The organism is Pseudomonas sp. XP2 (assembly GCF_053557975.1).
Window position 1 is genome coordinate 481,196 of sequence record NZ_JBNRIK010000001.1, and the last position, 23,068, is coordinate 504,263.

A 23,068-nucleotide genomic window follows, 5' to 3' on the forward strand; every position below is an offset into this window, starting at 1 on the left:
TGCCGATAAGTCAGGCCTGCAGGCGCTGGTTGTCCAGGAACAACCGCGCCTCGGCGGCCGCGGCGATGGTGGCGTCGGCTGGCGCCTCCCAGGCTACCCCGTTGTAGCGCAAGCTGTAGCTTTCGCGGCAGGAGTGAAAGCCGATATGGGCCCAGTCAATGCTTTCACTGCCAGCCCATTCACCCAGAATTTCCGACCTTGCTGCGCCAGCCGCCCGGCGCTTTTCGATCTGCCCGACCACATCGGCGAACAGCCGCAGGTTTTCAAGGTCGATGCTGACCGAGGCAGGGCCAATGTTCAGCACGCCGCCGACATTGCCGGGCGCGGGTTGAAATGCACAGTGAAACTGATGGGTCATTGCTACATCCTTGAAGTTTGGGCTGCAAACATACAAAACACGAACGACTGCCGGTTGGACCTTTCAGCAGGTTGAAGTTCAGTCTAGCCGAGCCGGTGCGAGGGAGTTGGACCATGTATACGCTGTATGAACTCGAGGCTTTTGTGGCGCAGGCCATCAGTGGCGATATCTTTGCGCAGGCAGGGGGTGGCTTCGTCAGCGTTATGGCCAAAAGCTCGCCTGCCATCCAGAAGGACATTCCCGCGGCTTTCGAGATGTACACGCTGCTGGAGCATTACCTGAAATCACTGCCCGTTCGGCACGCGGCAATCGGCTATGGCGCAAAAATGCTCGACCTTGAGCCGGGCATCGTGGTTGATGACGACGGGCGCAAGGTGATCGCACTGCTGCCGATTCAGGCCAACCAATTGGCGCAAGTGGCCTTCTGGCTGGCCGATGCGTTGCCCAGCCAGGAGGTGAAGGCGATGCCCGGGACGCTTGCGTTGATGTTCAGCGTTGAAACCCATGAAGGCACGGAACACTTGCTGCCGGAATGGATGGCCGTATTTTATGTCCAAGGCGATGCAAGGCATTGTGTGCCGATTCTCGCGCTCAAGTCTGTGCTGGAGGACGAGCGTTTCGGGGGTGACTGGGTAGCGGTTGCCTTGCACCGGCTGACTGATTTTTCTTTGCCTCAGGCGGATGCCCAGCAGGCCGCCGGGGCTGAAGTACACACGACAAAGTAGCCCTGATCCGCCCCCTTTCGCGGGCAATGGGCTGACCGATTCACCCTGAAGCTGATGTCGGCAGCGCGTGTGCCGGCGATATGCAGATGCCTGGAGGCAGCAATGGACCATAACTGGGGGGCAGGGCGGCGCAGTGGCGGCCTGGATGGCGGGTATACCGGGTCGCTTGATCATGCAATCTCCAACCTTCATGTCGGCCGCAGCCAAGGCCGCAAGCAAGGCCTTGAGGAGGGCCACAAGCAAGGCCTTGAGGAGGGCCACAAGGAGGGCTTTGAAGAGGGGTACTCGCAAGGCTGGTATGCCGGGGCGGCGCGTGCCAACGAAAAACTGGAGCCGCTGCGTGACTATGTTCGCCAATACTTCGACGAAGCCGTGCAACTGCGGGCCGAAGTAGAGCGCCAGCGTGAACTGATCAAGCTGATGCACGGGCAGATGCTGCAGTTTGCACAGGCCAGGCGCGCCGGGGCGCAGGAGGGCGGACCGGAAGCAGGGCTGGCCGAAGAGGTTGCCGCGCTCAAGAAAGCCAATCGGCTATTGCATGCAACCATCGATTCGATGGAAACGCAGTTCCAGTCCACGTTTGCGCAGTCCGGCCTGAAGACGCAGCAATACAATCGAACCCTGGTGTTCGCGCATGCGGCGCAGGCGCTTGTGGCTGAGCTGGTTGCCGATGGCACACCTGAGGCTCAGCTGGTACGTGAGCGATTCGTGGAGCACTACCGGCAAGAAGTTGCGCATAGCCTGCGTGAAGGCGATATCCAGATAGCCCCGGAGCTCGATGAGGCGTTTCAGAAACAGCTGCCCGAAACGCATCGGTTCATCATCGACATGCTGCAATCGGTTGCACCCCGGCCAGAAGCGGGTGAACCTGACCCAATGCCGTAGGCGCCGGGCCAGGGCAGCTGCCTGTCGCAAGGGGTACCGAGGGGCTATTGAGCAGGCTGGTCGATTGCGGGTGGCGGCGCAGGCTGAGGCGCGTAGGGCGACTCGTGGCCTGGGTTGGCGGGGGCATCACCCGGCGTGCCCTGGCTGTCGATGGGTACGCATACCAACGCCGTGCGTACCTGCGCAGGGTATTGCTGCACTTCGTAGCCGTATGCCGGCGGCTGTCGCATTTCCGGGGCCTGGCAGGTGCCTTCGATCACGCCCTGGCGAGGGGTGGAGAAGTCACAGCTTTCGCCTTCGTAGCGATTGGCGCACGAACGGTAAGCGGCCACCGGCGTGACCTGCTTCGGCACAGGCACGTAGATGGTGGTGTTGCGCGGTAGCTCCTGCCACTGCTCCTCACGGGGCGCGGGGGCGTCCTGCGCCAGGGTGGCATTCGCCATGGCCAGCGCGCCGAGCGCCAGCACTATCGTCATGCTTGCTTTCACCGAGCCCCTCCAGCCGTCACATGCCGGGTTCATAATCCGAACCACTGCGGTTTCTGGGCGCAGGTTCGCTGTGGTCCAGGCCTGCGTCCACTTCCACGCCGCGCTCTTTCATCTCGCTGATCATGTATTCATAGCCGATCGTGAAGTGGGCCAGGTCGTAGCCAGGGTCGGCCTGCTTGATCTTCGAGGTCAACTGGACGATTTCCAGTTTCACCGGGTCCGGGGTTTCGTCGGTGTCCCAGTTGCCCGAGTTGTTTTCCAGGTTGTTCAAGTGGAAGGCTTGGCTGAAAGCCTTGCCATTCACCGTGATTTCCTTCGCCAGCTTCTCGTACAGGTTTTTGCCACCCAGGCCCTCTTCCAGGCTGGCGTCAACCACCCGCAAGAAGTCCAGATGGGCCTCTGGCGTGGCGGTGACTTCTTTCCAGTTGCTGTACTCTTTCATTCCGTTCTCCTTGCTTGGATGAATGCCTGCGCCCTCATGGCTCCCGTTCGGCATTGGCTGGGGGGTGAGCGTGTACGCGTGTCTGGCCTCAGGGAGTGAAACCGTTGTCTTGCGATGAGCCTGAAGGCTTGCCGCGGACCAGGCTGACGATGCCCTGCACCATTTCCTTCAGGCGCTCGAAAATGCGCTGCATGGCGTCTTGCAAACGCTCCAGGTGCGATTGCGATTCGCCTGCGAATGCGGGGGTGTTGCCTGCATTGTGGTGCATGCTCTCGCTGGAGTTTTCCAGCCGGTTCTTGAGCTTGTCGTAATGCGGGCTGCCTTCGGTCTCGGGGTTCAGCAGCTCTTCCTGGGCGCGGCCGTACTGCCTGGCCCAGCCGGTGAGTGCCTTGTCCATGGCCTTCTTGCTGGCCTGTGCGTCCGGTGACTGCCCTACGGCTTCGACGAATGCCTCGTGCAAGTCGGTGAATTCACCGTCGGGTTTCATCTTCTCGACCACTTCGGGCACGGTAAGGCCGGTTTGTACGGCGCGTGCTTCGATCTGTTCACGAACCTGGGGCAGTTCGCCCGCGTTCCAGAAAGCCTGATGAGCCTTCTCGTAATTGCTGGCGGCTTTCTCGACCTGATCCACCCGGTATTCGGACAGGCGGGGCAATACCTGCACCCGGCCAGCCAGCTCTTCAGCAAACGCAGACTCACCCGCAGCGGCAGGTTGTTCCTGCGTTGCCGGCTGCGCCGCAGCGGCCTCTTCAGGCTGCTTGCTCGTGCCTGCACGCAAGGTACTGGCCAGCGCGCTGGCACCCTTGCCCAGGCCTTGCATGGCTGCACCCGTCAGCGAAGCCACGCCACCCACGAGCTCGGCACTGCCATGCAGCAGCGTTTCGGCAGCGTTGCGCTCTCGCGCCTGCGGGTTGGGCGCGTCTGCAGCATTGGCGGTATCCGACTCGTGGAGGGTGGCGTTGATGCGTCGCACTTCTTCCGGGTCGAGCGAAGCGCCTTCGGGCTTCAATTCGCCGGCAACCTTCATGATGGCGTCAAACACGCTTGCGTCGAAGTCTGGGCTGCCTTGTGCCTGGCTGGCGTGTGGGGGTTGGCCAGCGCTCATCCCACCGGCTTCGACCTTGTAAGCCGGCAGTGCAGTTGCATCGATCGAGCGCGCTACCCAGGCGTCGCCCTGGTAGTCCATCAATACAGGTTCGCCGCGCTGCGCCGTTGTGTCGTGCATGGCCTGTTCAAGCCCTGCCCCCCACAGCGTCTGGCTGCCGTCGGGTGTTTCCAGGGTGACGTAGTAACTGCTCTGGTTTGTAGGGTCATGTTTGTAGGGCGCTGCGCCATGATGGACCAAGATGCCTGCATAACTCCGCCCTGGCTGGGCGGGTTGCCCGGCCGCAGAATCAGCGACGGCTTGATCAGGCTTGTCGAGTTCTTTGGGTTCCATCTGTGTTTACCTTTCGTGGGCGCCGCATTATTCAATGGATCTGGACACAGCTCCTTTCTGAGCACGCTGGTGCGCCCATTCGGTCTGTGCCCTTTGACCTGCCAATTTCTGCGACGCGTAAACGGCAAGCAATGCTTCAACTTTTTCCTTTTTGCGATAAATCGCTTCCGACAAGTAGTTGCTGACACCTATCGCCCGGTTGTAGTCAACCCATAGCGCGCGGCTGGAAACATGGGTGATGCTGTTGTTCCACTCGGCATCGCTGAACCGTCGGGAGGCTTCGGTCATCATCATTTCCGAAACCGACATGGTGTCGTAACCACCGATGGGTGGCGTCGGCAAGGCACCATAGCCATCGGCGTCGGACAAGTACATCGGTGGCGTCTTGCCGTCAGCCTCTGCCAGCGCCGCATCGGCATTGGCCGCTGCCACTTGCACGGGCTCGGCTGTGGAGTCTGGCGCAACACCGCCTGAAGGTACATTGCCGAACAGGATCTCGTGCTGTGCCTTGGTATCCTTGCCCAGGATGCGCTGATGCTCCGGGTGACCATCCTGAATGGGGTAAGTTTGGCAGAAATAGGGTGCCGGGTCAGTCTTCCAGCCAATGCCGTCCTGACGCTTGAACACCGGTGGCAGCTGCGCGGGGTTGAATGGCCCGCGCTGTGCGTTTTCGGTGAATGCCTTGGCCCTGGCGGCGTCTTTGGTGGAGGTGCCGTAGGTGAAGTGCAAATGCTTGGTCATCGAGCTGCTGGGGGTATTGCCCGAAAGGCCCAGCTGTTGCCCGGGTTTGACCTGGGCCTTGCGCTTTACGCCGTTGGCAAAGCCGCTAAGGTGGTAGTAGGCGACGATGTCGCCGTTGGCCCGTTTGATCAGCACGGCGTTACCCGCAGACCCTAGCGCCCCGGCGAAGGTGATTTCGCCCTCGGTGGTGGCATAGACCGGTTGCGACGCGCCACTGGTGGAAAAGTCCAGGCCATCGTGCATGTGCGCTTTCTGGTTGGCCGAGCCAAAGTTGCCCGAGCCACCACCACGGAATTTGCCGAAACGACCAGAAACAACTTCCTTGTCGGTTGGCGATACCATGCAGGTGTCTGCAACGGCACTGTGGGCGCAGGCCAGCACGCCCAATGTCGCAACGCCGCGCAAGATCGTTTTTTTCATCCCTTGCGCTCCGTCACTTCACGCTCTGCTGCATGTTCTGCCTGGCAGCATCCGTTGCCGCTTTGCTGGTCAGGGTCTGGCCGCCAGCTGTGCTGACGTTCATCGATACCAGCGACGCCAACTGAGCTTCCATGTTTTCGTACTGCCGGTACTGCTTTTCCTGGATGGCCAGGTCCAGCGCCTTGATCTTCAGCAACTCGACCAATGCACCGCGCTCGTTCTGTGCCGCCATGACCCGCGCCCAGCTGTCGTACTCCGCCGTGTTGCCCGAATAGCGCTTCACTTCGTTACGGAAATGCACTGCCAACGGCAGGTCGGTACCTGTTTCCTTGCCTTCAACGCCTGAGTAGTCGAGCTGGATCGCCTTGAGGCTGGACAGCGCAGGTGAAACCAGTGCGTCCTTGCGGGCTTTGGAAAGGGAGTAATCCTCGGCGGCAGACGATTTGCCCGCCGACGACGGGACCGGGCCGTCTGGCAGGCCGGCAACGTTGTTCACGAACCCGACCTTTGCCTTGTACAGGGTTTCGTTTTCCATGGCGGGTTCGAACAAGGTGGCGACGGTGAGGTCGGCGCCCGGCATCGTGCCCACCGATTTGCACAGGCCAGAGTCTGCCTGGTCCTGGGTGCAGAACGGCTTGCGTGCTTCTATCAGTGCCGTCTGGGCGCTGATAGGTTCGGCGTAGGTGCCCGGTGCGGCCACGATCTCGGCCTTGACCCGCTGGCGAACCTCGGTGCCCATGTCGGCATCCCGGTTGCTGATCAGCGTACGGGTCGAGAAAATCTTGCAGGGCGAATAGCCTTGCCCGAACTCGCCGCCGTAGTCGAAGCGCGCCTGTTTTACCCGCTGTGTCTGGGCCAGTACGTTGAGTGCCGTCGCTGTCTGCTGCGCTGCATTGCGCCCGGCCTCGGCAACCGTGTTGGCTGCAAGGGCTTTCTGCTTGGTCATTACCGCAATGGCCGACGTCAGGCGTTGGCTTTCGGTTTCAAGCAAGGCAGAGAGGGACGCATCGACAGCAGAAACGGCCGCGTTGAGCGTCTGGGTAGCCGTCGTGAATGCGGGGGCTACGGTAGTTTCCTGGTATTGCGGAGGGCAATAGGCCCAGGCCAGTGTGGAGGTCAGGGCCAGCGATACGCCGAATGAAACCTTCCATCTGCGCGCATCGCGTGTTTCGTCGAAATCCTTTTTCATGGCTACCTCACTTTACCGACCGTGCAGCGGTTTCAGACAATACCTTCTGGTACCGCGCTTCCAGCGTGGCGTCGAGGCTGTCGGAGGAGGCGACCACCAGCGTTGCCAGGTTGGCGAGCAGGCGTTGGTTCTGCTCGTACTGCTGCTGATGAATCCATACCTCAAGCCCACCCATCTTGGCCGCCTCTACCAGCAACCCGCGCTGGGTCTGGCGTGCCAGGTTGCCTGACCATTGTTCCGCTTCCTTTCCACCGAAGTACTGGTTTACGCGCAGCTTGAGCACTTCATTGGGTGACTTGTTGCCGAAGCCCGCGCTGCGGGTGTTGGCTGCGTTGATCATCGACAGGCTGTAGGCCGGTACCGAGAGCAGCGAGTCCTTGCGATTTTTCTGCACCATGTAGGTTTCACCGGCAGGCGTCGCACCGGCCTCTTTGCTCAGCGCCTGATCTGGCGGGCCCATTACATGCTGGATATAGGCCGTGCGTGCCTCGGTGGTCAGCGAGTTTTCGTCCGCAGGCTCGAACAGCAACGCTGCGTTCGTATCGCCGCCTGGCAAGGTGCTGAGCGTGCACAGGCCGGCGTTGGCTTCAGCTTCGGTACAGAACTTGTCGCGATGCTGCTTGAGTCGTTGCTGCATGGCCTGGCCCGTCGAGGCAACCAGGCGCCCTGGCGATGCGTCCAGTTCACCAACCGAAGCTTTGGCCTTGGCCGCCATGGTGCTGAAGGCGATGTCCATCGACTTGTTCTTGGCCACCGTGCCGCAAGGGTCAAAGCCCTGGCCGGTCGCTGCGTTGAAGTCGAGGTAGGCTTTGGCAACGGCCGTGTTCTGCTGCTGGGCGCGGATGGCGTTGACCAGTTGCTCGGATGTCTGCCGGTTGTTGTCTGCTACCACGTTGGCAGACAGCGCTTCCTGCTTGGTGGCAATGGCCACCGCCGAAATGATCTGCTCGAACTTGTACGACATCTGGGTACCGAAGCTCGTGCCAAAGGCCGCTATGTTGGTGGACACGCTTGTTGTAAGCGCAGCTATCTGGGCTGCGGTCCAGGCTTCTGCCGGGCCGAAGCCATACAACGCGCCATACGAAACACTCGAGAGCATCGTCGAGCCTGCGACGATGCTGGCCAGTTTGAGCCGAAAATTCATATCACTGCCCTGTGAGCATTGGCACGCGACGGTCCGTCACCTGCCCAACAAGAGAATTGGCAGCCATCGCGCTCATCGCCGAGGCAGCGAGCTGTTGCGACTGGGCGTCATTGCAGGCCACCGAGGTGCAGTCGATGTGCGCTTCGGCACGTTGGTCGGTGATCATCGCGGTATAGGCGTAGGCTGCCGCCTCGCCTTCAGGGGCGAGGGTCTTTTCGCTGAACGGCCCTGCGTAGTCCACGTCCCAGCCCTGCATGCCGTTGGCATTGAGCGCGCACATACCCTGCCTGGCTTCGGACACCGTGCAATAGGTATCCCGGTGCATGGCCAGGGTGGCCTGGTCGGCACCCGCCCTGGAGCCGACCCGCTGTGAGGCATAGGTGGCCATCAGCCGCGCTGCATCCTTGTCACGCTGTGATACCGCCTCGACGAAAAGCTTGCCCTGCTCCTGGGCGGTGCACTTGATGGTCACCGGCTGCCCGACTGCGGAGTCGAACGAGGTCGCGGCTTTCATCACCCGGTCGGACATGTCGATGGCCCCTACCGCGTTGGCAAGCTGCTTCTTCGAATCGCTGTCCATTTGCGAGACAACGTTGGCCGACAGCGCGGTCTGCTTGACCGTCACCGACCAGGCACTCATTTCTGTCTGCATGGTGCTGATGAAGGTCAGCACCGAGGCCCAGGACAGCGCCTGGGCCGGCAGCGCAGTTGCCCCCAGCCCAAGGCCCACGGCCAGAACTGCCGCGACTTTTTTCATTGCCGGCCCCCTTTAGTTGAACAGGCCGGCAGCCGAGCTGGATGACCCGCTGCTGCTACTGGAAGAGGAGCTGCCGGTGCTGCTCGAAGAGGTGTCAGGTGCGGGGCTGGGCGCCGGTGCCACGGCTCGGGTTGCCGCCGCGCTGCCGGTCGTGGTGCCGCTGCCGGTGCTGGCGCCACCACCAAAGTCGGTCTGTACGTAGTTGAACGGGTTTACATCCACCGTGTAGGTGGCCTCGTACCCGGCGGCGGCGTTGTGGTAGCCGCTGCCCAGTTGTGGGTCGAGCGTGCTCATGCCCTTGCTGACCAGGCCATTGGTAAGGCCATTCAGGTCGCCCAGAGAAGTACCACTGCTGACCTTGCCGATGGCCTGGTTGATCGGGCTGGTCACCATCGAGGCAACCTGCTGGATCGCGGTGCAGACCTTTTTCTGTGCGTACTGCAGCACGGCAGCCTGGGCCGAGGCCAGGATGCTGCCCAGGCTCGGGATCGAGCCGGACAGGTCGAACAGGCTGCTCAAACCGCCGAAGCAGTCTGCCGTGGCACTGAACAGCGACTCGACATTTGGCGTTGCCGACGCCAGCTCGGTATGGATTTTCAGTGCGTCACTGATGGAGGCGCCAATGGTGCCTTCCTTGGTGCCTTCGGCGCAGGCTTCGGCGTCGGCCTTGATGGCTTCGGCCACCACCGAGTCTTGTTGTGAAATCAAGTTGCTGGAGGTGGCGCCCAGGCTACTGGTTGCCGCAACAGCCGGCCCGGCCAGCAACAGCCAGGCCCCCAGCACGCCGCCCATGACTGCGCGTTTGCCCACAGATTTGCCCACTGCCACAGCGACAGGGTTCAGTCGTCCGTCATACATCTGCGTAACTCTCCATGATCTGTGATATCTCGCGCAGCCGCTCCCCGGAGAAAATCTCGCTGAGCAGGTGAGCCTTGCTGAACGCATCCAGCCGGCGGCGAAATGCCGTGAGCTCTGCGGGCTGCGACAAGTCGCCAGCCAGCAGGGGGGCCAGCGCGCCGGTGAATGCGATGTTGCGCTGTGCCACATACCGCACCAGGTACATGCAGCGCGAAGAGGTGAGGTGGGCCAGCAGCTCGGTGAAGGGTTGTGGAACCTGGTGCAGGACGAGTGCGTAGGCTTCGACGAAGGCCTGGATTTCTTGCATCAGCAACTGGATTTCGAACTGCTGCGCAGGGGCATCCTCATCGAAATCCACTGCCCAGCGGTCAAGCCGATCCATGCTCATCAGGAAACCCACCAGCTGGGCGTTGCGCGACGACTTGGCAAAATGCCCCAGAACGCCGTGTGCCGTGAGGTCCAGCTGATCGATCGGCGGTGTGCCCGCTTCGGAGGTTGTGTATTCGTCCATTCCCTGCACTCGCTTAAAGCATACTGAAATACGCTAAAATGCATCCTGTTTCTAATTCTGTATAAAAAATGCTGGCGTATCAACTTTTTGACATGGCGAGGCCCGGGAAAAATTTTGGCAATTGGCCATTATTTCCGGGTAGTTGCGAGGATTTCATGTGGCGCCAGCAGGGCAGCTGGCGCGTTATGGGGTGATGGGTGGGCGGTTAGCGCAGCACTACCAAGAGCTGAAAAGGGCAGACCTTAGCGAGGAGTTAGCAGCTAGAGACTCTGCATGGTTCTGCATTTGGGGAATGCCGAGCAGCCCCAGAACTGCTGCCCCACCTTTGCGCCTGACTTGAAGGTTCTGATCAGCAGCGCATTGCCACACTTTGGGCACTGCCGTTCTGCGCTCGGGTCGCTACGGCGTTTGAGGTTCTGCACATGCTCGCGATGAGTTGCCAGGGTTGGTGCCCGGCGTCCGGTTTGCAGGGCTTGCAGCATGGCGTCTACATCGGCCTCGCTGAACACCGGTTGCTCGAATGATTTCATGTAGCGAATGAACGTGCTGCCTTGAGTGACGTTGGCTGGCATCTCGGTCTTGAAGGTGCTGTCGCCAACAAAGGTGATCACTGAGTGCAGGTGCTCGGGGCTGACGTTCAGTGTCGCTTCCAATGCCTTCAGGTGCTTGTAGTTCTGTCGCAGCGGGTTCTGGAATTTGAAGGTGCGTTTGTAGAGCTTCTGTGTCCACTGGGCCTGCTTCTCGCCACCAAAGATCCAGCCGCTCATGTTTTTGGTTTCCAGCACGAAGATACCGTAGATCGAGACAAAGACATGGTCGATCTGCGTCGTGCCGTCAGGTGTATCCAGTGTGATGTTGTGCAGGCGGCGGTAAGTGTTTTCGTCCAGCTTCAGCCATGCGAAATAGCGCACCAGCAGTTCACCAAGGTACCCCTTGGTTTCTGGCCTTTTGAGGATTAGCAGCAGAACGACGAGCGGGATGAACCAACTCAGGGTTGTCCAGTGCTGGCTAATGATTGCAGTGAAATCCATTTCTTGACGCTCCATAGATGCTTGACCTTGTGGATTTTACCGAATCAGGCGAGGTGCCACGACGGCCTTGTCCCGAATTGAAAAATAAATGAGGTGATTTCTCATTCTCGTCCGGCCTGTAGAGAAGGCCGGATTACAGGCCACCCCGCCGACCCTCTTACACGGAGCGAGAGAATGAGTTCTACCCCGGTTCCACAGCGCCATCCACTGAGCCGTGCCTTGCACGCGGCACTGTTCGGTTTGATGGTCAGCAGCTACGCACTGCCGTCGCTGGCGCAGCCTTTGAGCGCTGATCACGACACCCCGCTCAAGCAGTGGAACATTCCTGCCGGCCCGCTGGCGCCCGCACTGGACCGCTTTGCACGTGAAGCGGGTATCAGCCTGTCGTTCGATGCGCAGAGCGTGGCCAACCGCAATACCCAAGGGGTGCAGGGTGCGCTGGATACCCCGTCGGCATTAGCGCGGCTGTTGCAGGGGACCGACCTGCAGCCCGAGCAGCAAAGCCAGGCTGCCTACCTGGTGGTACCGCAACCCCAGCCTGCCGGCCCGCTGGAGCTGGGCGCGACTGAGGACTACCGCCTGGCGCCCGTCATCATCAATGCCAAGGTCAAGGCCAGTGCCGACGATGACACCCACTCGGTGGTTGCCAAGGAACTGTGGGTGGGCGGCAAGGTGGCGACCAGCATCCTCAACACGCCAGCCTCCGTGTCGGTGGTGACCAACAAGGAAATGCAGCAGCGCAGCGTCAGCACTACTGAAGAGGCGCTGCAATACACCCCAGGTGTGGTCAGCGACTTCTACGGCTCGGACGACCGCAACGACTACTTCCAGATCCGCGGCTTCCAGGCCACCACCTACCGTGACGGCCTGACCTTGAGCTCGATGCGCGGTGTGCGCGAAGACCCGTTCGCCTACGAGCGCATCGAAATTCTGCGCGGCGCCAACTCCACCCTGTTCGGCCCGGCAGACCCAGGCGGCTCGGTCAACTTCGTGACCAAACAGCCGCGCTTCGAAAAATTTGGCCAGGGCTACGTGACCTACGGCTCCTATGACCATGCCGAAACCGGTATCGATGTAGGCGACGCCCTGAACGACGAACAGACGCTGGCCGGCCGCTTCACTGCCAAGATGCAGAACAGCGACCGTGAGTACGACCATTCGCAGGACGACAACCGCTTCGTGATGGGCGGCCTGACCTGGGCGCCTACCGACTTCACTTCGGCCACGGTGATCCTCGACTACCTGAAGACCAACAGCTCGCCAAACAGCGGTGGCTACCCACTGGACAAGGAATACGACCGCAGCGATTTCTACGGCGAGCCCGGCTACAACTTCCACGATGTCGAGCGCACCAGCCTGAGCGGCAACATCACCCACGACTTCGATAACGGCTTCACGCTGCGCGGCAACCTGCGCTACAGCGAGTTGAGCGATGACTTTGGCTATGTCTATCTGAGCGACAGCGCTTCGCGGGTGGGTACCACCCTGCCGCGCTATGTATTCGGAACTGACAGCGATGCCGATCAGCTCAACGGTAACCTGATGCTGCAATACGATGCCCAGTTCGAGCACATCGACAGCAGCACCCTGGTGGGTGTGGAATACCTCGACTCCACCACCAAGCAGAGCTCCGTATACAGCCTGGCGCCCTCCATCGATATCGCCAACCCAGTGTTCACCGGCGTGCCGGGCGGCATCACGCCCTATACCCGCAAGAAGAACGACGCCACCACCAAGGCCGTGTTCCTGCAGCAGAACCTGTCCTTCCATGACCGCTTGATCGCTACAGCGGGTGTGCGTAATGACTCCATGGACCTGTCCAGCACGGAGTACGTCGGCGGGGTGAGCAAGCAAAGCGACAACTTCTCTGAAACGTCCTACCGTGGCGCGCTGACTTACATCGTCAACGATGAAGTCTCCACTTATGTGAGCATGGTGGAATCGGTTTCGCCGCCGCAGGTGGGCGTAACGCCGCAGACCGGCAGGCAGTACGAAGTGGGTGTGAAGTACTCGCCACTGGGCATGGATGCGTTGTTCTCTGCCGCCGTTTATGACCTGACCCAGGAAAACGTCACCATCGCCGTGGTGCTGCCGAGTGGCATCATCGAGCAGCAGACGGTGGGCGAGTCACGTGCCCGTGGCCTGGACCTGGAAGCCAAGGCGCAAGTCACGCAAAACCTCAGCCTGATCGGTGCCTATTCCTACATGGAAACCGAGGTGCTGCGCGGTGCGCTGTATGACGGCAGTTCGCTCAAGGGCAAGGAATTCACTGTGGCGCCGAAGCATACGGCTTCGCTGTGGAGCTACTACGACATTGCCAACACTGATGTGAGCGTTGGTCTGGGTGCCAGGTACGTTGGTGGTTATTACATGGATGCTGCCAACACCAAGAAAAGCGACGGCACCACGCTGTTTGACGCGGCCTTGAACTACAAGATTGCCAAGGGGACAGACCTTGCCCTGAATGTCAGCAACCTGTTTGACGAGCAGCATGTGGTGGGCTCGGGGACGGCGAACTATTACAACCCGGGGCGTGAGGTGACGGCGAAGGTGAGTTACAGCTGGTAATACGGCTAGCGGATGGCACGGGTTGCGCCCTGTTCACGGGCAAACCCGTGGCCACAGGGGCGCAAATCCTGAAGCTTGCAAAGGCCCCGGTGTTTGTCAGGCGCTCAAATCGGCACTACTAAAACCGTTGCGCTGATAAAAGCGCTCCAGCTCACGGGCTTCCGGCTCCCTGCCGGTAAAAATCTTCAGGTACTCGGGGATGTAGCGCATGCGCTGAGCCAACGGCTCCCGGGTTTTCATGCTGATGTAGCCGATTTGCGTAAGGTAGATCGACCGGGCGCGGGTAATCGCAGCATCGTTTTCAAAGCCGAAACGGTCGAACATCTGCCGTAACGCCTCGACGCGCTGCGCATCTGCCTGGCCGATTTCCTGCGCCACTTCTGGTGACTGCAGCGCCCAGCTGCGCATGGCGAACTCGAATTGCGAGTCGAACAGTTCGCTGTTCAGCCAGCAGTCGAAGACGTTGAGAATCGCCTCGGTGATGGACTCGGCATAGGCCTGGGACTGGGTCACCAGGTTGAAGGTGTTCTTGTTTTTCCACTGCTCGATCAAGGCTACGAGCAGGGCATCGCGGTCTTCGAAAAACCAGTAGAAGCTGGTGCGCGACAAATTCAGTTTTTTTGCCAGCGGCATCACGCGCACGGCATCGACACCTGACTCAGTCAGGCTTTCATAGGCCGCATTAAGCCAGCTTTCCAGTGAGCCTCGGCCTGCGGGTTCCGCCTTTGAGGTGGCGCCTTTCATGGGCATTTCTCCCTTTTCAATCTGCTGTTTGTGGCAACTGTACACCATCGTCAAGAGTATTGACACCTGTGTACAGAGGGGCATATTGTCGGCTTGCCTGATGACCTGTTTGCGAGACCGATATGAAAAACGATCCGCTACTTCAGCCTTATCGCCTCAAGCATCTGACCCTGCGCAACCGCATCATCACCACGTCCCACGAACCGGCTTACCCGGAAGACGGGATGCCGAAAAAGCTCTATCGGGCCTACCACGTCGAGCGTGCCAAAGCCGGTGTAGCCATGACCATGACCGCAGGCTCCGCCGCGATCTCCCGTGACAGCCCGCCCGTGTTCAACAACATTCTGGCCTACAAGGATGAAGTGGTCGGCTGGATGAAAGACCTGACTGACGAGTGCCACGAACATGGCGCGGCGGTGATGATCCAGCTTACTCACCTGGGCCGGCGTACCCGCTGGGACAAAGGCGACTGGCTACCGGTGGTGTCGCCCTCCCACAATCAGGAACCCGCACACCGCGCCTTCCCCAAGCAGCTGGAACATTGGGACATCGACCGCATCATTGGCGACTATGCCGATGCCGCCGAACGCATGAAGGCCGCCGGCCTGGACGGCATCGAGTTGCAAGCCTACGGCCACTTGATGGACCAGTTCTGGTCGCCCCTGACCAATGAACTGGAAGGGCCTTACGGCGGCTCGCTGCAAAACCGCCTGCGCTTCACCTTCGATGTGCTCACGGCCATTCGCAAACGCGTGGGCCCGGACTTTATTGTCGGCATCCGCTACACCGGGGACGAAGTGCTTGCCGGTGGGCTGCAAAAAGAGGAGGGCTTGCAGATCTCTCAACTGTTGAAAGACAGTGGCATGATCGACTTCCTCAATGTGATCCGCGGCAATATCGCCACCGACGCCGGGCTGACCGACATCATCCCGATCCAGGGCATGCGCAATGCGCCGCACCTGGACTTTGCCGGTGAAATCAGGGCGCTGACCGGCTTCCCGACCTTCCATGCAGCGAAGATCCCCGACGTGGCCACAGCGCGTCATGCCATTGCCTCGGGGTTGGTGGACATGGTCGGCATGACCCGCGCGCACATGACCGACCCGCACATCGTGCGCAAGATCATCGAAGGCCGTGAAGACGATATCCGCCCATGCGTGGGCGCCAACTATTGCCTGGACCGCATCTACAACGCTGGTGCTGCGTACTGCATCCACAACGCCGCGACCGGGCGTGAAACCACCATGCCCCATGAAATACCCAAGGCGGTGCACAAGCGCAAAGTGGTGATTGTGGGCGCCGGCCCTGGTGGCCTGGAGGCGGCACGTGTGGCAGCAGAGCGCGGCCACGAGGTGGTGGTGTACGAGCTGGCGGACAAACCCGGCGGGCAGATTCGCCTGACCGCGCAGTCCGAGCGGCGCAAAGAAATGATCAGCATCATCGATTGGCGTATGGCGCAATGCGAGCGCCTTGGCGTGACGTTCCACTTCAACACCTGGGCAGACACCGCGGTTGTGCTCGATGAAAATGCCGACGTGGTGATCGTGGCGACCGGGGGCATGCCGCACACCGAAGTGCTGGCACACGGCAATCAGTACCTGGTTTCAAGCTGGGACATCATTTCTGGCGATGTGAAGCCTGGGCGCAATGTGCTGGTGTACGACGATGCGGGCGACCATGCCGGCCTGCAAGCCGCCGAGTTCATAGCCCGCAGTGGCGCCAAGACTGAAATCATGACCCCCGACCGTTCGTTCGCGCCAGAAGTCATGGGCATGAACCTGGTGCCCTACATGCGCGCGTTACAGCACCTGGACACCACCTTTACCGTCACCTACCGGCTCAAGGCGGTGGAGAAACAAGGCGACCAATTGCTGGCCACGATCGGCACCGATTACAGCGACCTGACTAAAACGCGCCTGGTGGACCAGGTGGTGGTCAACCACGGCACCCGGCCGCTGGACGAGCTGTATTTCGAACTCAAACCCCTGGCCAGCAACGAAGGCGCCGTGGAGTACATGGACCTGATTGTCGGCAAGCCGCAAACCGTTGTCAGCAACCCCGAAGGGCGCTTCCAATTGTTCCGCATTGGTGATGCAGTGGCGTCGCGCAATACCCATGCGGCCATCTACGATGCCCTGCGGCTGGTCAAGGACCTGTAGCTACTGTGTGTTGCCCACAACAATAAAGACAGCCGTCACCCGATTTAGAAACCTTAAGTTACTGCCCCGAAAGTTGGTCTGACTCAGCGGAGGTTGTTGCATGCAAACGGGTTCTGATTCCATTGAGCTGCTCACGGCGTTAACCGAACGCGACCTGCGCTTTCGCAGCGATGCCAAAGTCACTGAACATGCCATCGCGCCGGTCGACACGGCGTTACTCGATGCGTATGCCGCCATCGACCGCAAAGCCTTGCGCCATTACCGCCTGGAGCGCATTCGCGAGCAACTGCGCGCCCAGGATTACGCCGGCATTCTGCTGGCCGACCCGATCAATATTCGCTATGCCACCGACACCAATAACCTTGGTTTGTGGGTGATGCACTCGCCCAGCCGCTATGTGTTCGTGGCCACCGACGGCCCGGTGGTGCTGTTCGAGTTCACCAGCAGCCGGCACAACAGCGAGCACGTTGAAACCATCGATGAAATTCGCCCGGCGATTCCCTGGCTGTATTTTCTTGCCGGCCCCCGCGTGCAGGAAAAAGCCGAGCGCTGGGCACAGGAGGTGGCAGACCTGATGGCCCGCCACGGTGGCGGCAACCGCCGCTTGGCGGTGGACCGCTGCGACCCTTGGGGCGCGCAGCGCCTGACGCAACAGGGTATTGAGCTGTTCGACGCGCAGCCCTTGATGGAGCAGGCACGCTTGATCAAGTCGGCGGAAGAAGTGGCCAGCCACCGGGTGTCCATGGGCGTGTGCGACCTGGCCATTGCCCGCATGCGCACAAGCCTGGTGCCAGGGGTTACCGAAAACCAGCTGTGGAGCATCATGCACGGCACCAACGTCGCGCACGGCGGCGAGTGGGCCGAAAGCCGCTTGCTCAGTTCCGGGCCGCGCACCAATCCGTGGTTTCAGGACGCCACCGACAAGGTCATCAAGGCAGGTGAAATGGTCTGCTTCGACACCGACATGGTCGGACCCGGCGGTTACCTTTCAGACATCTCGCGCAGCTTCATCTGCCCCGGCAAGGCGCCAACCATGGCCCAACGCGACTTGCTCGACATCGCCTCGCAGCAGATCAACCACAACGTCGAACTGCTGCGCCCGGGCCTGTCCTTTCGCGAGTTTGCCGAACACTGCTGGCCGGTGCCCAAGCGCTTTGAGCACAACCGCTACATGATGATGCTGCACGGCGTCGGCCTGGTGGACGAGTACCCCAGCGTCGCCTACGCCGTGGATTTCGCCGAGTGGGGCTACGACGGCCTGTTCCAGGAAAATATGGTGGTGTCGGTGGAAAGTTACATTGGTGAGCAAGGCGGTGGGGAAGGGGTGAAGCTCGAAGAACAGGTGCTGATCAGCGCCAACGGGCCGATCAAACTCTCGCGCACGCCCTTAGTCGACGGCGATCGATAGCTGGAGCAAAACCATGAGCAGCATGACCGTGATTGAAACCGCACCCACCTTGGCGCCGCGGCCGGTGGCCAGCGCCGAACCGTTCTTGCGCCTGGAGGGCATTCATAAACAGTTTGGCCCTTACCCCGTGTTGCACGACGTGTGTTTTGAAATGAACAAGGGCGAGGTGGTGGCCATTATCGGCCCCAGCGGGTCGGGCAAAAGTACCTTGCTGCGCTGCATCAACCAACTGGAGCCGCCGACCAAGGGGCGGGTCAGCATGGATGGCGTGCACATCGAAGCGGGCAAGGCGTTGCCCCGTACCGAGCTGCTCAAGTTGCGCCGGCGCATTGGCATGGTGTTCCAGTCGTTCAATCTGTTCCCGCACCTGACAGTGCTGCGCAACGTCAGCCTGGCGCAAATCCGCACCCTGGGCCGCACCCCCAAAGACGCCGACGTCCGCTCCTTGCAACTGCTCGAACGCGTCGGGCTGGCCGACAAAGCCCAGCATTATCCGGCGCGCTGTTCCGGTGGCCAGCAGCAACGCATCGCCATCGCCCGCGCCCTGGCATTGGACCCTGAGCTGATGCTGTTCGATGAGCCGACCTCGGCGCTGGACCCCGAGCTGGGCCTGGAGGTGCTGGCGGTGATGAAAGAGCTGGCCGGCGAAGGCATGTCGATGATTGTGGTAACCCACGAGATGCACTTCGCCGAAACCGTGTCTGACCGGGTGGTGGTGATGGCTGACGGGCGCATCATCGAGCACGGGCCAAGCCAGCAGGTGATGCGCGAGCCCCAGCATGAACGGGTGGTGCAGTTTCTCCAGGCCGTGAGGAATCGCTGATGCAAGACATCCTGATGATGCTGTTGAACGGCGTACCCTGGACCATTGCCGTTACCGTGCTGGCATTCTGTGTGGGCGTAGTGCTGGGGTTTCCGATCTGTGCCCTGCGCATGTCCAGGGTCAAGGTACTGAGTGTGCTGGCTGCCATGCTGGTACTGACCCTGCGATCGATCCCCCCGATTGTCTGGCTGTTTTTCATCTTCTTCGGCATCGGTGGCGGCTATGTCAGCCTGTCGCCGTTTACCGCAGCGGTGGTTGGCCTGGGGCTGATTACGGCGGCGCACATGTCCGAGGTATACCGCGGTGCGTTCGCGGCGATTCCTGCCGGCCAGTTCGAAGCCGCCTACGCGCTTAACCTGTCGGCGCCACAACGGTTTTTCGATGTGGTGTTGCCGCAGTTGGTGCGCATCGCCATTCCCACCTCAGCCACCTACGCCATTGGCCTGCTGAAGGATTCGGCCGTGGCCTCGACCATTGGCGTGGGTGATATCAGCTTTCAGGCTTATCAGGTTTCACAGCAAACCTTTCAGGGCCTGAGCGTCTACAGCGCGGCGGCGGTGGTGTACCTGGTGCTCAGCGTGCCAGTGGCCCTGTGCTCACGTTGGCTGTCGGCCACGTTGAAACAGAGGATTGCCCGATGAGCGAACTGCTGACGATGTGGGCGCAATGGTTGCCAGAATTGTGGAAGGGCTTTGTGCTGTCGATGCAGGTGACAGCGGTGAGCCTGGGCCTGGGCGTTGTGCTGGGCCTGCTGCTGGCCCTGGGCGTTTCGGCGCCGAACCGCTGGTTGCGTTACCCCTCCCTGGTAGTGGTAGAGCTGGGGCGTGGTGCACCGGCATTGATCCTGCTGCAGTATTTCTACTTCGGCCTGCCCAGCGTCAACCTGACCCTTACCTCGTTCTGGGCCGCTGCGCTGGCCATGGCGTACTGCACGGCGGCCTACACCAGTGAAATCATCCGCGGTGGCATCGAGTCGGTGGCCGCAGGGCAAACCGAGGCCGCCGAAGTGATCGGCCTCAACCGCTTCGACGCACTGCGCTTTGTGGTCCTGCCTCAGGCCTTGCGGGTGGCGCTGCCATCACTGCTGGGGTTCTCCATCATGATGTTCCAGGCCTCGTCGCTGTGTTTCACCATCGCCCTGCCAGAAATTGTCAGCCGGGCATCGTCCATTGGTTCCTCCACGTTCGAGTACATGCCAGTGCTGATACTGGCCGGTTTGATGTATGCCGCTGTCTGTGCCCCGGCGACCCTGGGCGTGGCAGCGCTGGAAAAAAGACTGGCCCCCAGCCAGCCATAACAACAAATGCCACTCGCGCCGATTTCGGCTGCTGCTCTCTTAATGCAAAGGTGACGTCATGACTCGCTCATTCAAACGTTTTACCCGTTGGATGTTCTTGTGCTCCACCTTGGCCGGCGCCCCGTACGCCCTGGCCGAATGCACCCCCGCGAACCAGTTTGAAACCATCACCCCAGGTGTACTCACCGTGGCGGCGTATGTGTTCCCGCCCTACTCGATACCGGGGCCCAACAACCAGTTGAGCGGCGTGGATGGCGAGATCATCAAGCGCATCGCTGAGCGCGAGTGCCTTAAAGTCAAAACAATGGTGGTGGACACTGCCGCCGTCGTGCAGGCGGTGGTGGCAAAGCGAGCCGACGTCGGTATCGGCGACTGGTATCGCACGGCAGAGCGCAGCAAGGCATTGGGCTTGTCGGCACCGTTGTACCTGGACGTGATGGGCATTATTTCGGATGAGGGTTACACCAAGATCTCCGAACTGGATGGCAAGCGTATCGGCACCGTGCAGGGCTACCTGTGGGTGGACGATTTGAAGAAGGCCTTTGGCGATAACCTGGTGCTTTACCCAAACCCGGTGGCCATGGCCCAGGACTTGGCGTCCAGGCGCATCCAGGTGGGCGCGGACAGCTTCGCGGTGGCCGTTTCTTCGCAGCAGAAGGGCGGCTACCCCGGCAAGAGCATCAAGGTGTCCGAGCCCGATCAACGGGTCAAGGCCACGCTTGAGCCCGGGCAGAGCGCCTTCCCGTACACCAAGGCCAACGCAGCCTTGGGCGAGGCGCTGGGCAAGAACATCCAGGCCTTGCACGCCTCGGGCGAAATCGCAGAAATCCTCGCCACGTTTGGCCTGGACCGCGAGGCTGCAAAAGTGGGTGAGCCAAGGATGATTCAGTAAAGGCAATCAAATCCTGCAGGAGCGGCTAACGCCGCCCCCTGCAGGTTCTCAGGCTGCGGCACACCTTCAATCCGAGAACACCGAAGCCATCATGGACAACCACAAACCCGAAAAGCGCCTGTCTCTGGCCGATGCCACCGCCTTTGCCCACCAGCTCTGCCTGGCCCACGGCGCCAGCCACGCGGTAGCCTCGGCGCTTGCCGATGCCACGGTGTCAGCCCAGGCCCACGGCCAACACGAACTCGGTTTCGGCCATTTGCCGGACTACCTCAGCGGCTTTGCCACCGGCCGAATCGCCCCGGCGGCCGAGCCCATCGTGACCCAGGTCGCGCCGGCCATGATCCGCTGCGACGCGGCCCGAGGGATCGCGCAACTGGGGTTCGATCGCGCTTTCCCACAGCTGTGCAGCAATGCGCACCAACTGGGTATCGCCCTGTTTGCGCAGTTCAACGCTTTTACCTGTGGCGAGTTGGGTTATTACACCCGCCGCGTGGCGCGCGAGGGGCTGGTCGCGTTGGCGTTTACCAATGGCTCACCGCTGCTCACCGTGGCGGGCCAGAGTCGGCCGCTGTATTCCACCAACCCCGTCGCATTTGCCGCCGCCAGTGCAGCGGGGCGGTTATTGGCGATTGACCAAGCTAGCAGCGCCACGGCCTACGTGAACCTGTTGCGGGCTGCTGAAGCGGGGGAGGCGATACCGGCAGGCTGGGCGGTTGATGCGCAAGGCAATGAAACGTGTAGTGCGCGGGAGGCATTGCGTGGGACGTTGCTGGCGTTTGGGGGGGGGCGGGGGGCTAACATTGCGTTGATGGTTGAGGTGCTTGCGGCGGGGGTGACGGGGGCTAATTGGTCGTTGGATGCAGGCGATTTTCGGGCTGGTGGCGAATCGCCGGGGGCTGGGATGCTGGTGATTGGGATTGCTCCAAGGTTGCTGGACGAGGGCTTTGCTTTAAGGTTGGGCGAGCAGATGGCTCGGCTTGAAGCCTTGGGCGTTTACTTGCCGGGGAAGGGTAAAGAGCAAGCTTATGCTCGTGCGGTTCGTGAGGGGATCAGCTTGCCGTTAGCGGTGTACGATGCGTTTAGGGGGGGTAAGTCACACCCTTCGCCACTGCCGGCTGCGGTAGAGAGCGCTCAAGAGCAGCGGTCACTTTGGGGAAGTCTTTGACCTAGCGGATCTGGGGGCTTGGGCAGTAGGTGAGTTGCAGTTTGTGGGCCGGGGTAATTTGAAACAAAGGGGTATCTAACTGTTTTTGTTGGTTAATAATTAATGAGCACCCTGGTTTGGAATACCAGTTGGAACGCTGCGCGATTTGGATTCCGATGGACGGTGTAATTCGAGCTCTGCCCCTTACACCGTCGGCATTGAACCTATCAAGCAAATGGTTGTGAGAAAGCTAGACATGGCTGGTGAAGAGTTGCTCTTGATCGTTGCGCGCCACCCGAGCCAGACTGGATCGAAAAATCTTTTTGAATTCTTGGAATTGAGTGCCGGAAGCCGATAAGCTCAGTTTACTGTAGGCGGATAACTGGGGACGAGCAGGTCGGAGTAATTGGGCCAAGAGACGTATTTTTGGGTACAGTCCGGGATCGTTTCCAGAAGCCAGTTCATCCCCGCTTCCGGTCCGCGTATTCCGCACTCCCAGAGCTCGATCACTCGCCAGCCTGACCTGAGCAGTTCATCTCGGTTCCTGATATCACGTTTCACGTTCTGATCGAATTTCGTCTGCCAAAAGTCCTCGCGGGTCTTTGGGATGGTGGCGTATCTGCAGCCCGGATGTCTGTGCCAGAAGCAACCATGAACGAAGATGCAGACACGATGACGAGGGAGCACGATATCGGGTTTACCTGGAAGATTTCGCTGATGTAAGCGATACCTGAAGCCTTGATGATGAAGCAGCTTTCTGACCTTCATCTCTGGCAATGTATCGCTACCGCGAATGCCCGCCATCATTCGAGACCTGACTTCTCTGCTGACTATGTCCATGAACCACCCCCAGATGAGCTTGCCCCTGTCACAGGATATCTCCTTGGAAAAACATTTCTGCTTCGTGAGCCAATTCGAATCGTGGATTCTTCGCAAGTCCGAAGGGCTCGGCGAAGGCTTTGCCCCATCAGGCAATGGCAAGCGACTGGATATCATCGTTTAGGTCGAGATAGACCCCGTTGCCCGTGAAATCTTGAGGTTATGGG

At 60.5% G+C, this 23,068-nt stretch carries 23 protein-coding genes; 10 read left to right on the forward strand and 13 right to left on the reverse strand.

What is annotated here, in order from left to right; all coding sequences use genetic code 11:
* Positions 1-10: 10 nt before the first annotated feature.
* Positions 11-358 (reverse strand): hypothetical protein, encoded by a 348-nt coding sequence (locus ACK1VC_RS02140; protein WP_016489274.1) that lies wholly within the window; start codon positions 356-358, stop codon positions 11-13.
* Between the two features lie 113 nt (positions 359-471).
* On the opposite strand from ACK1VC_RS02140, the gene ACK1VC_RS02145 reads away from it, so the two are divergent.
* Both ACK1VC_RS02145 and ACK1VC_RS02150 read left to right on the forward strand, forming a co-directional pair.
* Complete coding sequence (locus tag ACK1VC_RS02145; RefSeq protein WP_016489273.1) at positions 472-1,083, forward strand: hypothetical protein; 612 nt, start codon at positions 472-474, stop codon at positions 1,081-1,083.
* A gap of 102 nt (positions 1,084-1,185) precedes the next feature.
* A complete protein-coding gene (locus ACK1VC_RS02150; protein ID WP_191087006.1) occupies positions 1,186-1,968 on the forward strand; it encodes a hypothetical protein in 783 nt (260 codons plus the stop codon).
* Positions 1,969-2,012: 44 nt separating this feature from the next.
* On the opposite strand, the gene ACK1VC_RS02155 is transcribed toward ACK1VC_RS02150, so the two are convergent.
* The 10 genes from ACK1VC_RS02155 to ACK1VC_RS02200 all read right to left on the reverse strand — a co-directional run bounded on the left by ACK1VC_RS02155 (position 2,013) and on the right by ACK1VC_RS02200 (position 10,987).
* A complete protein-coding gene (locus ACK1VC_RS02155) occupies positions 2,013-2,444 on the reverse strand; it encodes a hypothetical protein (protein WP_224372387.1) in 432 nt (143 codons plus the stop codon).
* Positions 2,445-2,472: 28 nt separating this feature from the next.
* Complete coding sequence (locus ACK1VC_RS02160) at positions 2,473-2,898, reverse strand: hypothetical protein (protein ID WP_016489270.1); 426 nt, start codon at positions 2,896-2,898, stop codon at positions 2,473-2,475.
* Between the two features lie 88 nt (positions 2,899-2,986).
* On the reverse strand, positions 2,987-4,336 hold the full coding sequence (locus ACK1VC_RS02165) for a hypothetical protein (RefSeq protein WP_016489269.1): 1,350 nt from the start codon (positions 4,334-4,336) through the stop codon (positions 2,987-2,989).
* A gap of 27 nt (positions 4,337-4,363) precedes the next feature.
* Complete coding sequence (locus tag ACK1VC_RS02170; RefSeq protein WP_023047580.1) at positions 4,364-5,497, reverse strand: M23 family metallopeptidase; 1,134 nt, start codon at positions 5,495-5,497, stop codon at positions 4,364-4,366.
* Between the two features lie 13 nt (positions 5,498-5,510).
* A complete protein-coding gene (locus ACK1VC_RS02175) occupies positions 5,511-6,686 on the reverse strand; it encodes a hypothetical protein (RefSeq protein WP_016489267.1) in 1,176 nt (391 codons plus the stop codon).
* 7 nt (positions 6,687-6,693) lie between these two features.
* The gene (locus tag ACK1VC_RS02180; protein WP_016489266.1) at positions 6,694-7,830 is read right to left on the reverse strand and encodes a hypothetical protein; all 1,137 of its coding nucleotides are present in this window, start codon (positions 7,828-7,830) and stop codon (positions 6,694-6,696) included.
* Between the two features lies 1 nt (position 7,831).
* Positions 7,832-8,587 (reverse strand): hypothetical protein, encoded by a 756-nt coding sequence (locus ACK1VC_RS02185; RefSeq protein ID WP_016489265.1) that lies wholly within the window; start codon positions 8,585-8,587, stop codon positions 7,832-7,834.
* Positions 8,588-8,599: 12 nt separating this feature from the next.
* Complete coding sequence (locus ACK1VC_RS02190) at positions 8,600-9,445, reverse strand: hypothetical protein (RefSeq protein ID WP_016489264.1); 846 nt, start codon at positions 9,443-9,445, stop codon at positions 8,600-8,602.
* A complete protein-coding gene (locus ACK1VC_RS02195; protein WP_060518507.1) occupies positions 9,438-9,956 on the reverse strand; it encodes a type IVB secretion system protein IcmW in 519 nt (172 codons plus the stop codon). Before ACK1VC_RS02195 ends, ACK1VC_RS02190 begins: the two co-directional genes overlap by 8 nt.
* A gap of 260 nt (positions 9,957-10,216) precedes the next feature.
* Positions 10,217-10,987: a nuclease-related domain-containing protein gene (locus ACK1VC_RS02200; RefSeq protein ID WP_060518504.1), complete on the reverse strand. Its 771-nt coding sequence runs from the start codon at positions 10,985-10,987 to the stop codon at positions 10,217-10,219.
* Between the two features lie 174 nt (positions 10,988-11,161).
* Here ACK1VC_RS02200 and ACK1VC_RS02205 point away from each other — a divergent pair, with 174 nt between their 5' ends.
* The gene (locus tag ACK1VC_RS02205; RefSeq protein ID WP_060518503.1) at positions 11,162-13,555 is read left to right on the forward strand and encodes a TonB-dependent siderophore receptor; all 2,394 of its coding nucleotides are present in this window, start codon (positions 11,162-11,164) and stop codon (positions 13,553-13,555) included.
* A 96-nt stretch (positions 13,556-13,651) separates the two neighbouring features.
* Here the strand turns inward: ACK1VC_RS02205 and ACK1VC_RS02210 are convergent, their stop codons facing one another.
* Positions 13,652-14,299: a TetR/AcrR family transcriptional regulator gene (locus ACK1VC_RS02210; RefSeq protein ID WP_016489260.1), complete on the reverse strand. Its 648-nt coding sequence runs from the start codon at positions 14,297-14,299 to the stop codon at positions 13,652-13,654.
* 122 nt (positions 14,300-14,421) lie between these two features.
* Here ACK1VC_RS02210 and ACK1VC_RS02215 point away from each other — a divergent pair, with 122 nt between their 5' ends.
* The 7 genes from ACK1VC_RS02215 (at position 14,422) to ACK1VC_RS02245 (ending at position 22,043) form a co-directional block, all read left to right on the forward strand.
* Positions 14,422-16,458, forward strand: a complete 2,037-nt coding sequence (locus tag ACK1VC_RS02215) for an NADH:flavin oxidoreductase (protein ID WP_191087005.1) — start codon at positions 14,422-14,424, stop codon at positions 16,456-16,458.
* A 100-nt stretch (positions 16,459-16,558) separates the two neighbouring features.
* The gene (locus ACK1VC_RS02220; protein ID WP_138737610.1) at positions 16,559-17,866 is read left to right on the forward strand and encodes a M24 family metallopeptidase; all 1,308 of its coding nucleotides are present in this window, start codon (positions 16,559-16,561) and stop codon (positions 17,864-17,866) included.
* A gap of 13 nt (positions 17,867-17,879) precedes the next feature.
* Complete coding sequence (locus tag ACK1VC_RS02225; RefSeq protein ID WP_016489257.1) at positions 17,880-18,689, forward strand: amino acid ABC transporter ATP-binding protein; 810 nt, start codon at positions 17,880-17,882, stop codon at positions 18,687-18,689.
* A complete protein-coding gene (locus ACK1VC_RS02230; RefSeq protein ID WP_016489256.1) occupies positions 18,689-19,330 on the forward strand; it encodes an amino acid ABC transporter permease in 642 nt (213 codons plus the stop codon). The genes ACK1VC_RS02225 and ACK1VC_RS02230 overlap by 1 nt, the downstream gene beginning before the upstream one ends.
* The gene (locus tag ACK1VC_RS02235; protein WP_191087004.1) at positions 19,327-19,986 is read left to right on the forward strand and encodes an amino acid ABC transporter permease; all 660 of its coding nucleotides are present in this window, start codon (positions 19,327-19,329) and stop codon (positions 19,984-19,986) included. The genes ACK1VC_RS02230 and ACK1VC_RS02235 overlap by 4 nt, the downstream gene beginning before the upstream one ends.
* A gap of 58 nt (positions 19,987-20,044) precedes the next feature.
* Positions 20,045-20,878 carry a substrate-binding periplasmic protein gene (locus tag ACK1VC_RS02240; RefSeq protein ID WP_016489254.1) on the forward strand — a complete coding sequence of 278 codons (834 nt, stop codon included), beginning with the start codon at positions 20,045-20,047 and terminating at the stop codon, positions 20,876-20,878.
* Between the two features lie 91 nt (positions 20,879-20,969).
* Positions 20,970-22,043 carry an Ldh family oxidoreductase gene (locus tag ACK1VC_RS02245; protein WP_224372385.1) on the forward strand — a complete coding sequence of 358 codons (1,074 nt, stop codon included), beginning with the start codon at positions 20,970-20,972 and terminating at the stop codon, positions 22,041-22,043.
* A gap of 339 nt (positions 22,044-22,382) precedes the next feature.
* Here the strand turns inward: ACK1VC_RS02245 and ACK1VC_RS02250 are convergent, their stop codons facing one another.
* Positions 22,383-22,862, reverse strand: a complete 480-nt coding sequence (locus tag ACK1VC_RS02250) for a very short patch repair endonuclease (RefSeq protein WP_191087003.1) — start codon at positions 22,860-22,862, stop codon at positions 22,383-22,385.
* Positions 22,863-23,068 lie beyond the last annotated feature (206 nt).

Excerpts from the sequence above, each read along its gene's own strand:
- ACK1VC_RS02140 (WP_016489274.1), bottom strand. The coding sequence starts at position 358 with ATGACCCATCAGTTTCACTGTGCATTTCAACCCGCGCCCGGCAATGTC.
- ACK1VC_RS02145 (WP_016489273.1), top strand. The coding sequence starts at position 472 with ATGTATACGCTGTATGAACTCGAGGCTTTTGTGGCGCAGGCCATCAGT.
- ACK1VC_RS02150 (WP_191087006.1), top strand. The coding sequence starts at position 1,186 with ATGGACCATAACTGGGGGGCAGGGCGGCGCAGTGGCGGCCTGGATGGC.
- ACK1VC_RS02155 (WP_224372387.1), bottom strand. The coding sequence starts at position 2,444 with ATGACGATAGTGCTGGCGCTCGGCGCGCTGGCCATGGCGAATGCCACC.
- ACK1VC_RS02160 (WP_016489270.1), bottom strand. The coding sequence starts at position 2,898 with ATGAAAGAGTACAGCAACTGGAAAGAAGTCACCGCCACGCCAGAGGCC.
- ACK1VC_RS02165 (WP_016489269.1), bottom strand. The coding sequence starts at position 4,336 with ATGGAACCCAAAGAACTCGACAAGCCTGATCAAGCCGTCGCTGATTCT.
- ACK1VC_RS02170 (WP_023047580.1), bottom strand. The coding sequence starts at position 5,497 with ATGAAAAAAACGATCTTGCGCGGCGTTGCGACATTGGGCGTGCTGGCC.
- ACK1VC_RS02175 (WP_016489267.1), bottom strand. The coding sequence starts at position 6,686 with ATGAAAAAGGATTTCGACGAAACACGCGATGCGCGCAGATGGAAGGTT.
- ACK1VC_RS02180 (WP_016489266.1), bottom strand. The coding sequence starts at position 7,830 with ATGAATTTTCGGCTCAAACTGGCCAGCATCGTCGCAGGCTCGACGATG.
- ACK1VC_RS02185 (WP_016489265.1), bottom strand. The coding sequence starts at position 8,587 with ATGAAAAAAGTCGCGGCAGTTCTGGCCGTGGGCCTTGGGCTGGGGGCA.
- ACK1VC_RS02190 (WP_016489264.1), bottom strand. The coding sequence starts at position 9,445 with ATGTATGACGGACGACTGAACCCTGTCGCTGTGGCAGTGGGCAAATCT.
- ACK1VC_RS02195 (WP_060518507.1), bottom strand. The coding sequence starts at position 9,956 with ATGGACGAATACACAACCTCCGAAGCGGGCACACCGCCGATCGATCAG.
- ACK1VC_RS02200 (WP_060518504.1), bottom strand. The coding sequence starts at position 10,987 with ATGGATTTCACTGCAATCATTAGCCAGCACTGGACAACCCTGAGTTGG.
- ACK1VC_RS02205 (WP_060518503.1), top strand. The coding sequence starts at position 11,162 with ATGAGTTCTACCCCGGTTCCACAGCGCCATCCACTGAGCCGTGCCTTG.
- ACK1VC_RS02210 (WP_016489260.1), bottom strand. The coding sequence starts at position 14,299 with ATGAAAGGCGCCACCTCAAAGGCGGAACCCGCAGGCCGAGGCTCACTG.
- ACK1VC_RS02215 (WP_191087005.1), top strand. The coding sequence starts at position 14,422 with ATGAAAAACGATCCGCTACTTCAGCCTTATCGCCTCAAGCATCTGACC.
- ACK1VC_RS02220 (WP_138737610.1), top strand. The coding sequence starts at position 16,559 with ATGCAAACGGGTTCTGATTCCATTGAGCTGCTCACGGCGTTAACCGAA.
- ACK1VC_RS02225 (WP_016489257.1), top strand. The coding sequence starts at position 17,880 with ATGAGCAGCATGACCGTGATTGAAACCGCACCCACCTTGGCGCCGCGG.
- ACK1VC_RS02230 (WP_016489256.1), top strand. The coding sequence starts at position 18,689 with ATGCAAGACATCCTGATGATGCTGTTGAACGGCGTACCCTGGACCATT.
- ACK1VC_RS02235 (WP_191087004.1), top strand. The coding sequence starts at position 19,327 with ATGAGCGAACTGCTGACGATGTGGGCGCAATGGTTGCCAGAATTGTGG.
- ACK1VC_RS02240 (WP_016489254.1), top strand. The coding sequence starts at position 20,045 with ATGACTCGCTCATTCAAACGTTTTACCCGTTGGATGTTCTTGTGCTCC.
- ACK1VC_RS02245 (WP_224372385.1), top strand. The coding sequence starts at position 20,970 with ATGGACAACCACAAACCCGAAAAGCGCCTGTCTCTGGCCGATGCCACC.
- ACK1VC_RS02250 (WP_191087003.1), bottom strand. The coding sequence starts at position 22,862 with ATGGACATAGTCAGCAGAGAAGTCAGGTCTCGAATGATGGCGGGCATT.